Below are 13603 nucleotides of genomic sequence, written 5' to 3' on the forward strand. Positions count from 1 at the left end.
AGTTTGATATGTTTTCTTTTTTAAAAGCCTCTCCACCGGCACCACGAATGGAGCATTCTAAAACCGATGCAGCGTATAAAAAATTACGTTGGCAGGTTTTTGCCGGGGTGTTCATCGGTTATGCTGCATATTATCTTATTCGTAAAAACTTTTCTCTGGCGATACCTTATTTAATTGATGAATATGGTTTTACTAAAGCGGATTTAGGAACTGTTGGTGTGGCATTATCTCTTGCGTATGGCTTTAGTAAGTTCATTATGGGGAATGTGTCTGATCGAAGTAATCCAAAATATTTTATTACGATAGGTTTGCTTGGCTCTGCCGCAGTGAGTTTAATTTTTGGATTAGTGCCCGGAGTATTAGCCTCCATTCCATTGATGATTATTTTAGCCGCCTTTAATGGCTGGTTTCAGGGCATGGGATATCCCCCGGGTGCAAAAACCATGACGAATTGGTTCTCCATATCCGAGCGGGGTGTTTGGTGGAGTTGGTGGAATGTCTCCCATAATTTAGGTGGTGGTTTAATTGGGCCTTTAGCGATCCTAGGTTTAGCGATTTTTGGTACATGGCAATCTTTATTTTATTTGCCGGCATTAATTGCTATTGTGTTGGCTTTTATTATGTTTTGGCTGATGCGGGATACACCGGAATCTCAGGGGCTACCACCTGTGGATGAATGGAAAGGCGAAAAAATCGTACAACATGTTGAATCTGCACATACACTTTCCTCTAAAGATATTTTCAAAAAATATATCATTAATAACAAATTCTTATGGGCAATTGCTATTGCTAACGTTTTTGTCTATTTCATTCGTTACGGCATTATTGATTGGGCACCAACTTACCTAAAAGAAGTGAAACATTTTTCGGTTGATAAGCAGAGTTGGGCATATTTCTTATATGAATATGCCGGGATTTTCGGTATGTTAACCAGTGGTTATTTAAGTGATAAAGTCTTCAAAGGTCACCGTGCCCCACCAATGTTATTGTTTCTAACCGGGGTATTCATCGCCATTATTGTTTACTGGAAAAATCCGGCAGGTAATCCATTAGTGGATAATATTTGTCTCGTTGCGATTGGTTTCTTAATTTATGGCCCGGTTATGATGATTGGGTTACAAGCCGCTGATTTAGTGCCACGTATCGCAACGGGGACGGCAACAGGTTTAACCGGCTTGTTTGGTTATTTATTGGGATCGGCGAGTGCGGGTTATGTGATGGGTAAACTGGTTGATTTGTTTGGATGGGATGGGGGATTTTATGCACTCATTGTATCTTGTTTCTTAGGATTCCTCTTTATTGCATTCACCTTATTTCATAAACCAAGTGGCTCAAACTAACTCTTAGTTTTTTATAAAAAGCGCTCATTTTTTTAAACCCATGTGAATTGAGCGCTTTTTTATTTTGTTATTTGACGGCTACCATTGAGCCAAAATTAAAACATTGAAACCAAAGTTCTACCTGAGAAAATCCGATATTTTTTAACCGCACTTTGTGAGTTTCAATGCTGTCTGTTCTCATCACATTTTCTAACGCAGTACGCTTTTGGCTGACTTCAAGTTCGCTATAACCGTTGGCTCGCTTGAACTGATGATGGAGATCGATCAGTAAATGATCGACTTTTTCATTTTCAAAGCAGAATTTTTCAGAAAGGACCAAAACGCCATTAGGGTTTAGTCCGTGGTAAATTCTTGTGAGTAACGCCATACGATCTTCAGGTGGCAAAAATTGTAAAGTGAAGTTTAAAATCACCATAGAGGCATTTTTGATTTCAACATTGCGAATATCCTCACACAAAATTTCCACGGGAATATCACTGTGGTAGGCTGCAATGTGCTGGCGGCAACGCTCAACCATAGGTTGAGAATTATCAATAGCAATAATTTTGACATCAGGTTGATGGATATTTCTTCGTGCTGAAAGTGTCGCAGCACCGCGTGAGCAGCCGAGATCATAAACTTGACTATTTGGCGTAACAAAGCGTTCTGCTAACATGCCAATGGCGGTAATTATATTTGTATAGCCAGGTATAGAACGTTGGATCATGTCAGGAAATACTTCTGCAACGTTTTCATCAAAAGTGAAATCGCCAAGTTTTTCGATTGGCGTAGAAAAGAGAGTGTCTTTCATGATTTATATGCTATTTATTGGAGGGGCGGGTAATAAGATACGACATTTTATACAAGCACAGTTTTTAACATCACGTCCCCTCGGTTAAAAGTGCGGTTATTTTAGGGAAAGTTTTCAGTGGGTCAAATAAATTTCTGTTTCTGATTTAAAATGAATGGCTTTTTCCGTATAATTCGGTGATATTTTCCACTTTTACAGAATATTTAAGGAACAAGAGTATGATGCGTACACATTATTGCGGATCGTTAAACCGTAACAACATCGGACAAGAAGTAACACTAAGTGGTTGGGTTCATCGACGCCGTGATTTAGGTGGCTTAATTTTTATTGATATGCGTGATCGTGAGGGTATTGTGCAAGTGTGCTTTGACCCGAAATATCAAGAAGCATTAACTGCTGCGGCAAGTTTGCGTAACGAATTTTGTATTCAAATTAAAGGGGAAGTTCTGTCCCGCCCGGAGAATCAAATCAACAAAAATATGGCAACGGGTGAAGTGGAGATTCTGGCAAAGGCATTGCGTATTTATAATGCCTCTGAGGTATTACCACTTGATTTCAATCAGAATAATACAGAAGAACAACGCTTAAAATATCGTTATCTTGATTTACGTCGTCCGGAAATGGCGCAGCGTTTGAAAACCCGTGCGAAAATTACCAGTTTTGTGCGTCGTTTTATGGATGATAACGGTTTCTTGGATATTGAAACCCCAATGCTGACCAAGGCAACACCAGAGGGCGCGCGCGATTATCTTGTACCAAGTCGTGTACATAAAGGCAAGTTCTATGCTTTACCTCAATCTCCACAGCTTTTCAAACAGTTGCTGATGATGTCCGGTTTTGATCGCTATTATCAGATAGTGAAATGTTTTCGTGATGAAGACTTGCGTGCAGATCGCCAACCTGAATTCACTCAAATTGATGTGGAAACCTCTTTTTTAACAGCCCAAGAAGTACGTGACATTATGGAGCGTATGGTGCATGGCTTGTGGTTGGATACCATTGGTGTCGATTTAGGAAAATTCCCTGTGATGACATGGCAAGAAGCGATGCAACGTTTCGGTTCGGATAAACCGGATTTGCGTAACCCATTAGAAATGGTTGATGTCGCTGATATTGTGAAAGATGTGGATTTTAAAGTATTTCAAGGTCCGGCAAATGATCCTAATGGTCGGGTTGCCGTTATTCGAGTGCCAAACGGCAATGAAATTACCCGTAAACAAATTGATGAATATACCCAGTTTGTTGGTATTTATGGGGCGAAGGGTTTAGCTTGGTTAAAAGTGAATGATGTAAATGCAGGGCTTGAAGGGGTACAAAGTCCGATTGCGAAATTCCTAAATGAAGACGTATTAAAAGCCTTATTTGAACGCGTAGGTGCACAAACTGGTGATATTCTTTTCTTCGGTGCAGATAAGTGGCAAATTACAACGGATGCGATGGGAGCACTACGTTTAAAACTTGGTCGTGATCTGGGATTAACCCGTTTAGATGAGTGGCAACCGCTTTGGGTGATTGATTTCCCAATGTTTGAACGTGATGATGAAGGTCATCTCGCGGCAATGCACCATCCGTTTACTTCACCAAAAGATTTCACACCTGAGCAATTGGAAGCTACACCTACGGAGGCTGTCGCAAATGCTTACGATATGGTGATTAACGGTTATGAAGTGGGCGGCGGCTCGGTGCGTATTTTCGATCCGAAAATGCAGCAAACGGTATTTCGTATTTTAGGTATTGATGAGGAGCAACAACGTGAAAAATTCGGCTTCTTGTTGGAGGCATTAAAATTTGGTACGCCACCCCATGCCGGTCTTGCTTTTGGATTAGATCGTTTAACGATGTTATTAACCGGTACGGACAATATTCGTGATGTCATTGCCTTTCCGAAAACGACGGCAGCGGCTTGTTTAATGACTGAAGCACCAAGTTTTGCGAACCCACAAGCCTTGGATGAACTTGCTATCTCAGTTGTGAAAGGGGAATAAAAAAGTAGCGTTATTATTTAGCCAATGCACAAGGAATCTCAATGGAAGATACCATAAAGCATAATAAACTTATTTGTAAAAAATCGCTAAATTAACGCCACCGATTAAATAACCTTAGTGGTAGGGACGCACAGCATGCGTCCGCTTGATAATCCACTGAAATTGTTTTTTATAACCGACATACGCAGTGTGTCTCTATAAACAAATACAAAATCAGTGTTGTGCAACGGCTACATAATTCCGGTTTTAAGAAAAAGTGCGGTCAATTTTGACCGCACTTTTTTATCTCTGGATTTATGTCAACAAAAAAGGAAACATTGCGTTTCCCTTTCGTATTTATTTTGATGTTGATTTTAAGCCTCTTGGCATATCATTTATGAACGTTTCATAATTTCAAAAAACTCTTCGTTGGTTTTGGCTACGCCGAGTTTATCAATGAGCCATTCCATTGCTTCCACCTCACCCATCGGGTTAAGGATTTTGCGAAGAATCCACATTTTTTGTAGTTCATCAGGTGTGGTGAGGAGATCTTCTTTACGTGTACCCGAACGGTTGAAGTCAATCGCTGGGAAGACACGTTTTTCAGCAATCTTACGGGAAAGATGGAGTTCCATATTACCCGTCCCTTTAAATTCTTCAAAAATCACTTCGTCCATTTTTGAGCCGGTATCCACAAGTGCGGTTGCAATAATCGTTAAACTGCCACCTTCCTCTACATTACGTGCTGCACCGAAGAAACGTTTAGGACGATGTAATGCGTTCGCATCCACACCACCGGATAAGATTTTACCGGAAGCCGGGGTAACAGTATTGTAAGCTCGAGCTAAACGTGTGATTGAGTCGAGCAAAATCACCACATCTTTTTTATGTTCGACAGAGCGTTTGGCTTTTTCGATCACCATTTCAGCGACTTGAACGTGACGAGCCGCCGGTTCATCAAAGGTTGAGGCAATGACTTCGCCTTTTACCGAGCGTTGCATTTCTGTCACTTCTTCCGGACGCTCATCAATTAACAGAACGATGAGCTCACATTCCGGATAGTTATGGGTGATGCTTTGTGCAATATTTTGCAAGAGCATGGTTTTACCCGCCTTTGGTGGTGCGACAATCAAACCACGCTGACCTTTACCAATAGGCGAGGCTAAATCTAAAATACGGGCGGTTAAATCTTCTGTCGAACCATTGCCTCTTTCCATTTTTAGACGGGAATTGGCATGGAGCGGTGTTAAGTTTTCAAAGAGAATTTTGCTGCGGGAAACTTCAGGCTTGTCGTCATTGACTTGATCGACTTTAAGCAGGGCAAAATAGCGTTCGCCTTCTTTAGGTGGACGAATTTTGCCTTCAATTTTGTCACCGGTTTGTAAGTTGAAACGACGGATTTGGCTTGGGGAAACATAAATATCGTCAGGACCGGCTAAGTATGAACTATCAGCAGAACGCAAAAAGCCAAAGCCATCGGGTAAAATTTCTAACACGCCACCGCCAAAAATATCTTCACCACTTTTTGCGTGTTGTTTTAAGATAGCAAAGACAATGTCTTGTTTACGCAAACGGGCTAAATTTTCTAAGCCCATTTGCTCCTCGCCTAGCTTCACAAGATCCGAAACCGGCGTATTTTTAAGTTCTGTTAAATGCATAATGAGTAATCGTTGAGATTAATTAAGAGTTGAGTTAATGAATGGTGGGCTGAGCCCCTGAAATCTGTGCGTAAGGTATCACTAAAATGGGATAGTGTCTAGTTTTCAGCACAAACTTTTACAAAATTATTTTATTTTTTACGGTATTGTCCTGGCGTTAATTGATAATATTTTTTAAATGCTTTACCAAAATTACTTTCTGATTGAAAACCACAATTTAGTGCGACACTAAGTATGGATTGCTGAGAGTGTTTCAGTAATTCCGCTGCTTTTTGCAATCTCATATTATTGACAAAATTATAAGGACTGACCCCAATTTGCTGATTAAACAACCTTATAAGTTGGGCTTTGGATAGATTCGCTATATGGCAAAGTGTTTCAATTTTCCATTCCTGTTCCGGTTTTGCGATGATATTCGATATCACGCTATAAAGACGTTTATCTCGTAATCCCTTTAGAGAGCCGTTGAGTTGTGCATTATCTTGTTGCAAATAGGTGCGAATTAACAGGGTGAGCAATACACTGAGTAAGGCATTGATAATATTGGCAGAACCGGCTTGATAATCATCGGCTTCACGCTGCAATATGTCTAATAACGGTTTTAAAGAGGCGTCCCGCAAATTTAATAAGATCATCTCAGGGAGATTATTAAATAATTCTGATTGTTTATCATAAGTAAAGTTAGCACAAAATAAACTTAAATCAGGTCTTGCATTGCCGCATTGTTTTAAGGTAAAAGCTCCCTTCATTTGGGTATTTATTGGAGTTGGGTGATGGTAGTTTGGTTGATGTGTTAAGGTATGCCCGAGAGAGTGGGGGAAAAAGACCACATCATTTGCTTTCAGCTTTATTGCTTTTTCAATTCCATCAATATGTAAATAGCCTTGCCCTTGTGAAACAATGTGCACAATCCCGTGGCAAGATTGCCATTCATGGCGAATATACCAGGCTTCTTGTAATTGACATTGAACATTAATACTCCCGGATATTTGGGCAAATTTAATAAGCTGATCGAGAATATTCATTACTTACCTCTGTAAAGAAAAACAGGGAGAACGCTCCCTATTTTTCGTTTTTCTTACGCAAGTCCATCTGCTTTCTTACGTAGAATTCGATTTGCGCATTCTGCTGCGACGGTTAATCCACCTGACATCATAATAATATCTTTTAAAATCAAACGTCCTGCTGCAGATAAATAAGGGAAACCGTAATTAGGGGTAGGTAAATCACCCCCTAGATTAGGCACCCAAGTTTCCGGGGTGGTAATCAAGAACGAAAGCGTAACAATTGACATTCCGAAGGTCAATAGCCCACCAATCAGCCCAATATTGGCATTCCAAATCCCCATTAGTGTTAAAATCCCGATAGACACAATCACGATGCCCAATGCGTAAGAGAAGGTATAAGTTCCGTTTTGTTTATGCCATTCAATATTTTTTTGAACCATTTTCCCTTCAGGGTTTTTGTGCAAAACATATTCTTTAACCATTTCGCCTTTTTCATTTGGTGCGTATTTGTCGCTGTTATTATAAAAAAAGCTCATAAAAGGGCTATTGGATACGAAATGTGCAATCCCGTCCGCTTCGTATTGGAAGGCTTTTAAGCCTCCAATCCAAGCCATAACAATAAAAATGGCAATACGGATAAAATTGATAAATTGACGTTGCCAAGGGGCAATAATTTTAGCAATAAATTCGATCAACACTTGCATAAGATAACTCCTAATTATTAATGATAAATCGGGGGCGGATTTTAAAGTAATTAAACTGAAGTTATTAGATGATTTGTCTTAATCTATCCATAAATTGTCTCATTTTATCCTCAAAGATATTGGCGATTTTTTTAAAATATTTCACTTATTTAGGGGGAATTGATAGAATGTTCCCTTCAAAAATTCCGTATATTTTGACCGCACTTTGGGGTCATTGATGATAAGAAAGAGGATATTATGGCACTTTGGGGTGGGCGTTTTACACAAGCCGCAGATAAGCGTTTTAAAGATTTTAATGATTCATTACGTTTTGATTATCGTTTAGCCGAACAAGATATTGAAGGATCAATCGGCTGGTCGAAAGCCTTAGTCAAAGTGAATGTATTAACGCAAGAGGAACAGCAACAATTAGAACAAGCATTAAATGAATTATTGCTTGAAGTGCGATCAAATCCGCAAGCGATTTTGCAAGATGAAGCGGAAGATATTCATAGCTGGGTGGAAAGTAAACTGATTGATAAAGTCGGTAATCTTGGCAAAAAATTGCATACCGGACGTAGTCGTAATGATCAGGTCGCACTTGATATTAAAATGTGGTGTAAACAACGAGTGACCGAATTACAGGATTCGATTCGGAATTTACAACGCCATTTAGTGCAAACCGCTGAAAATACCCAAGAAGCCGTGATGCCGGGCTATACGCATTTACAGCGTGCACAGCCCATCACTTTCGCCCATTGGTGTATGGCTTATGTAGAAATGTTTGATCGGGATTACACTCGTTTGACTGATGCTTATAAACGTATGAACACTTGCCCGCTTGGTAGTGGTGCGTTGGCCGGTACGGCTTATGCGGTGGATCGTGATGTGTTGGCTCAGGATTTAGGCTTTAGTTTTGCCACCCGCAATAGTTTAGACAGCGTATCGGATCGCGATCATATCGTAGAATTACTTTCTACCTCCTCTCTGAGTATGGCGCATCTTTCCCGTTTTGCGGAAGATATGATTATTTTCAACAGTGGTGAAGCGAATTTTGTGGAATTATCGGATCGTGTCACTTCAGGTTCATCGTTAATGCCACAAAAGAAAAATCCTGATGCTTGCGAATTGATTCGTGGTAAAGCGGGTCGAGTAATGGGGGCGTTAACCGGTATGCTGATGACATTAAAGGGCTTACCGCTCGCTTACAATAAAGATATGCAGGAAGATAAAGAAGGGATTTTTGATGCCCTCGATACTTGGCAAGATTGTGTCGATATGGCGACCTTTGTACTGGATGAATTAAAAGTGAATGTTGAACGTACCCGTGAAGCAGCACTAAAAGGTTATTCCAATGCCACAGAATTGGCTGATTATCTTGTGGCAAAAGGCGTACCTTTCCGAGATTCTCATCATATTGTGGGTGAAACAGTGGTTTATGCCATTGAGAAAGGTAAGGGATTAGAGGATCTTACTATTCCGGAATTCCGTCAATTTAGCGAAGTGGTGGGCGATGATGTGTATGATATTCTTTCCCTTCAATCTTGTTTGGATAAACGTTGTGCGAAAGGTGGGGTTTCACCACTGAGAGTGGCAGAGGCGATTGCAGAAGCGAAAGCAAGATTTGCTTAACGGATAAAGCAAATAAAAAAGTGCGGTCAGGAAAATATTTGAATTTCTGGCCATTATAATAGTGGCACAAATCTGTTTTTTGGGTGAGTAGGGACACACTGCGTGTGTCCGAATTTTAATCTATTGAAATGATTTGATTTTGTAACGGACACACGCAGTGTGTCCCTACATAATACCGGAATTTCTGACCGCACTTTTTAGGTAAAAGAATTAATCTCTAAAATTATTAAACTGGAATGGTTGTCCCAGCTCTGCACCTTTTACCAGTTGAATCACGGCTTGTAAGTCATCACGGGATTTACCTGTTACCCGAACTTGATCACCTTGAATTTGGGCTTGAACTTTAATTTTAGAGTCTTTCACTAATTTGGTGATTTTCTTCGCCATTTCGGTTTCGATGCCTTGTTTTAATTTTATTTCTTTGGTGTAAAGTTTACCGTGGTGTTCGCTTTCTGTCGGAATATCTAATGATCCGTGTTCAATACCACGTTTAACAAATGCACCAATCAAGATTTCGATCAGTTGTTCGAGTTGAAACTCGGATTCGGTTGTCACTTTTACGGTCTCATTTTTTTCATTGAGTTCAATCACGGCTTCCACGCCACGGAAATCGTAGCGTGTGCTTAATACTCGGTTTGCATTTTCTACGGCGTTACGCACTTCATGCATAGTAATTTCAGACACAATATCAAAAGATGGCATAATTTTCTCCCATTAACGTTAAATTCTTTCTCTTGCACTTAAAAGACATAAAAGTGCAGTTAAGTCAGCGAAGTTTACCACAATTTGCGCTTGTTGTTGCACTTTCGGCTTAGCGTGGAAAGCGACCCCTAATCCGGCGACGTTCATCATGGCTAAATCGTTCGCGCCGTCACCAATAGCAAGGGTATTTTCAGCACTAATGCTGTATTCATCGCGTAAACGCTGAAGTGTGTGGGCTTTATATTGTGCATCCACAACATCGCCTTTGACTAAACCGGTGAGCTTACCATCTACAATGTCGAATTGATTGGAGACAGCACAGTCTAAGTTCAATAAATCTTTCAAATAATCGGCGAAGTAAGTAAAACCGCCTGAGGCAATGGCTGTTTTCCAGCCATATTGTTGTAAAGTTTGAATGGTTTCCTGCAAACCGGACATTAAGGGTAAATTTGCCCGTACTTCTTGTAAAATAGTTTCAGGGGCATCTTTTAATGTGCTGACCCGACGGCGTAAACTCTGTTCAAAATCAAGTTCGCCCCGCATTGCACTTTCGGTAATTGTGGATACTAATTCCCCCGTACCGGCAAGCTTGGCGATTTCATCAATACATTCAATTTGGATGGCAGTGGAATCCATATCCATCACTAATAATCCTTTTTCTGATAATTTTGCTTCAAAGTTGAGTAAAGCAATATCTAAACCTAGTTCGTGAGCGGTAGAAAGGAAGGTATCATGCCATTTTCCTTTAAGTAAAACGACCGTATTTTTCGCGATATTCCAAGCATCAAAACACTGAAAATTTTGACCGCACTTTTGCTGAAATTGAGTGAGTGTTGAAAGGTTTAATTGTGTGCCGTAGAGAATGAAACTATCTTCTAATGAGACAAGGGGCGAATCGGACGAAAGTGCGGTTGGAAATGCTGGGTATTTTTGTGTAATACTTGCAAGGTTTTGAATTTGCATAGAAAATCCTGTAAATTGTGAAAATTAAAACTATTCTAGCCGATTTAAGGGCGAATTGGGGAAAAATAACTTGCATTTAATCAAAGAAAAATTAACAAAATCCGTGATGTTAGTGCTGATTGTGATCCTTTGCACTGCTGCCTTTGCCGTCATTTTATTTGGTGTGCAACAGTTTAAGATTGGTTCGCAGTTTGCGAGTGTGAATCAGGTTTCTCATTTATCCCATATTTTAGTCCGTCAACAAGCGAATTTATTTGCCGTGTTATTAGTGAATAATGCACAAACTGAAAAGCTTACGGAAAATCTAGATAATTTAGTGCAGGAACATTTTGTATTGGATGCCTCAATTTATGATGCTCAAGGGAAATTGCTCGCACAAAGTACAGACTCTGAGCGTTTACGTAAAAGATTGGGATTAGAACAACGGGATGGGGAGCAAAACTCTCAGCAAATTGTCGAGCCTATTTACTCTAACTTAGGGATTCAAGGTTTTTTACGTGTCACTTTTGATGGGCAGTATGCCCAATCTCCTCAAAGTAAAATTAATCAAATTTTTCGCCAACTTTACGGTGAATTGATCGTCGTATTTTTGTTAGGGGTAGTGGTAGCAAGTTCCATTCATTATTTTTTAAGTCATTACCGTCGTACCTATCGTGCATCAAATGAACCTAAAAGAGCGGTCAATTTACCCATGAAATCAAATACTCAGCGTTATCATCAAAGACGGCGTAGGGGATAGATTAAATAATTGTATAAAATTTCAATTATTTTGCCTAAATTCTGACGCAAATGAGGTAGAATGCAGAAAACTATTTTTAATCACAGGAGAAACAATATGGCGACTCGTAAACAACTCGCAAACGCAATTCGTTTTTTAAGTATGGATGCCGTACAAAAAGCAAAATCAGGCCACCCCGGTGCGCCAATGGGCATGGCAGATATTGCTGAAGTATTATGGCGTGATTTCTTAAAACATAATCCGACCAATCCAAAATGGGCAGATCGTGACCGCTTTGTTTTGTCCAACGGGCATGGTTCAATGCTGATTTACAGCTTGTTACATTTAACCGGTTATGATCTTTCCACTGAAGATTTAAAACAATTCCGTCAACTACATTCTAAAACACCGGGTCATCCTGAATATGGTTACGCACCGGGCGTTGAAACCACAACCGGCCCGCTAGGTCAAGGGATTACCAATGCGGTAGGTATGGCGATTGCAGAAAAAACGTTAGGCGGTCAATTTAACCGCGAAGGCCATGATATTGTCGATCACTATACTTATGTATTCTTAGGCGACGGTTGTTTAATGGAAGGCATTTCTCACGAGGCTTGTTCTTTAGCGGGGACACTCGGTTTAGGCAAATTAATTGCTTTCTATGATGACAACAATATTTCTATTGACGGTCATGTTGACGGCTGGTTTAGTGATGACACGGCAGCCCGTTTTGAAGCTTACGGCTGGCAGGTTATTCGCAATGTAGATGGTCACGATGCTGAACAAATTCGTGCGGCGACCATTCTTGCCCAAGCAGAAAAAGAAAAACCGACCTTAATTATTTGCAAAACCATTATCGGTTTTGGTTCACCAAACAAAGCAAATTCTCATGATAGCCACGGTGCACCTTTAGGTGATGAAGAAATCGCCTTAACCCGTCAAGCATTAAATTGGGATTATGCACCGTTTGAAATTCCGGCAGAATACTATGCCGAGTGGGATGCAAAAGCGAAAGGTGCGGCAGCTGAAAAATCGTGGGAAGAAAAATTTGCTGCGTACGAAAAAGCCTATCCTGAGTTAGCGGCTGAGTTTAAACGTCGTACGACTGGTGAATTACCGGCGGATTGGTCAACATATTCTCAAGCCTTCATTGAAAAATTACAAGCTAATCCGGCAAGTATTGCAAGCCGTAAAGCCTCACAAAATGCGATTGAAGCCTATGCACAAGTATTGCCCGAGTTTTTAGGTGGTTCGGCGGATTTAGCAAGTTCTAACCTCACCTTATGGAGCGGTTCAAAACCAATCCGTGCAAATGAAAATGTGGATGGCAATTACATCAACTATGGTGTACGTGAATTTGGTATGTCAGCCATCATGAACGGTATTGCTTTACACGGTGGCTTCATTCCTTATGGTGCAACCTTCTTAATGTTCTATGAATACGCTCACAATGCAGTGCGTATGGCGGCATTAATGAAACAACGCGCATTGTTTGTTTACACCCACGATTCTATCGGCTTAGGCGAAGATGGTCCAACCCATCAACCTATTGAGCAGACGGCTTCATTACGCTTAATTCCAAATCTTGAAACCTGGAGACCTTGCGATCAAGTTGAATCAGCGGTGGCGTGGCAACAAGCAGTAGAACGTCAAGACGGCCCGAGTGCATTAATCTTCACCCGTCAAAACTTGGCACAAATGGACCGCACTTCTGAGCAATTAGCGAATGTGGCGCGCGGTGCTTATATCTTAAAAGACAGCAACGGCACACCGGATTTAATCTTAATTGCAACAGGTTCGGAAGTGGAACTTGCCGTTAAAGCGGCAGATGTGCTTGCCGCAGAAGGTAAAAACGTGCGTGTGGTTTCAATGCCAAGCACCAACCGTTTCGATAAACAAGACGAAGCATACCGTGAAAGTGTCTTGCCTTCCTCTGTCACTAAGCGTGTTGCGATTGAAGCGGGAATTTCTGATTTCTGGTATAAATATGTGGGCTTTGCCGGTCGTATCGTGGGAATGAATTCATTCGGTGAGTCTGCGCCGGCTGATCAGTTATTCAAATTGTTCGGTTTCACTGTGGATAACGTGGTAGCGACAGCGAAAGAAATTCTTTAATTTTAAACTTAGAAAGGTGGGATATTCCCAC

Annotated in this window: 11 protein-coding genes; 5 read left to right on the forward strand and 6 right to left on the reverse strand. The window is 40.7% G+C overall.

What is annotated here, in order from left to right; genetic code table 11:
• Positions 1-8 precede the first annotated feature (8 nt).
• Positions 9-1340, forward strand: coding sequence for a phosphoglycerate transporter protein PgtP (gene pgtP / locus BKK54_RS05280; RefSeq protein ID WP_077542086.1), 1332 nt, complete (start codon positions 9-11; stop codon positions 1338-1340).
• A gap of 67 nt (positions 1341-1407) precedes the next feature.
• On the opposite strand, the gene cmoA is transcribed toward pgtP, so the two are convergent.
• On the reverse strand, positions 1408-2133 hold the full coding sequence (cmoA, locus tag BKK54_RS05285) for a carboxy-S-adenosyl-L-methionine synthase CmoA (RefSeq protein WP_077542087.1): 726 nt from the start codon (positions 2131-2133) through the stop codon (positions 1408-1410).
• Between the two features lie 215 nt (positions 2134-2348).
• On the opposite strand from cmoA, the gene aspS reads away from it, so the two are divergent.
• Positions 2349-4115 (forward strand): aspartate--tRNA ligase, encoded by a 1767-nt coding sequence (gene aspS / locus BKK54_RS05290; RefSeq protein WP_077542088.1) that lies wholly within the window; start codon positions 2349-2351, stop codon positions 4113-4115.
• Positions 4116-4489: 374 nt separating this feature from the next.
• Here the strand turns inward: aspS and rho are convergent, their stop codons facing one another.
• From rho to BKK54_RS05305, 3 genes are all read right to left on the reverse strand, one after another.
• Positions 4490-5752 (reverse strand): transcription termination factor Rho, encoded by a 1263-nt coding sequence (gene rho, locus BKK54_RS05295; RefSeq protein ID WP_018355393.1) that lies wholly within the window; start codon positions 5750-5752, stop codon positions 4490-4492.
• A 131-nt stretch (positions 5753-5883) separates the two neighbouring features.
• Positions 5884-6777 carry an AraC family transcriptional regulator gene (locus BKK54_RS05300; protein ID WP_077542089.1) on the reverse strand — a complete coding sequence of 298 codons (894 nt, stop codon included), beginning with the start codon at positions 6775-6777 and terminating at the stop codon, positions 5884-5886.
• 53 nt (positions 6778-6830) lie between these two features.
• A complete protein-coding gene (locus tag BKK54_RS05305) occupies positions 6831-7463 on the reverse strand; it encodes a DUF417 family protein (RefSeq protein ID WP_077542090.1) in 633 nt (210 codons plus the stop codon).
• 237 nt (positions 7464-7700) lie between these two features.
• Between BKK54_RS05305 and argH the strand changes: the two genes are divergently transcribed.
• Positions 7701-9074 (forward strand): argininosuccinate lyase, encoded by a 1374-nt coding sequence (gene argH / locus BKK54_RS05310; protein ID WP_077542091.1) that lies wholly within the window; start codon positions 7701-7703, stop codon positions 9072-9074.
• A gap of 210 nt (positions 9075-9284) precedes the next feature.
• On the opposite strand, the gene BKK54_RS05315 is transcribed toward argH, so the two are convergent.
• Positions 9285-9776 carry a YajQ family cyclic di-GMP-binding protein gene (locus BKK54_RS05315; RefSeq protein ID WP_018355389.1) on the reverse strand — a complete coding sequence of 164 codons (492 nt, stop codon included), beginning with the start codon at positions 9774-9776 and terminating at the stop codon, positions 9285-9287.
• 18 nt (positions 9777-9794) lie between these two features.
• Positions 9795-10739: a phosphoserine phosphatase gene (gene serB / locus BKK54_RS05320; RefSeq protein ID WP_077542092.1), complete on the reverse strand. Its 945-nt coding sequence runs from the start codon at positions 10737-10739 to the stop codon at positions 9795-9797.
• 70 nt (positions 10740-10809) lie between these two features.
• On the opposite strand from serB, the gene BKK54_RS05325 reads away from it, so the two are divergent.
• Together BKK54_RS05325 and tkt are read left to right on the forward strand one after the other, a co-directional pair.
• Positions 10810-11478 carry a YtjB family periplasmic protein gene (locus BKK54_RS05325; protein ID WP_077542093.1) on the forward strand — a complete coding sequence of 223 codons (669 nt, stop codon included), beginning with the start codon at positions 10810-10812 and terminating at the stop codon, positions 11476-11478.
• 96 nt (positions 11479-11574) lie between these two features.
• Positions 11575-13572 (forward strand): transketolase, encoded by a 1998-nt coding sequence (tkt, locus tag BKK54_RS05330; RefSeq protein WP_077542094.1) that lies wholly within the window; start codon positions 11575-11577, stop codon positions 13570-13572.
• Positions 13573-13603: the final 31 nt, after the last annotated feature.

Origin of the sequence: Rodentibacter genomosp. 1, from assembly GCF_001999285.1 — a bacterium.
Classification (GTDB): Bacteria; Pseudomonadota; Gammaproteobacteria; order Enterobacterales; family Pasteurellaceae; genus Rodentibacter.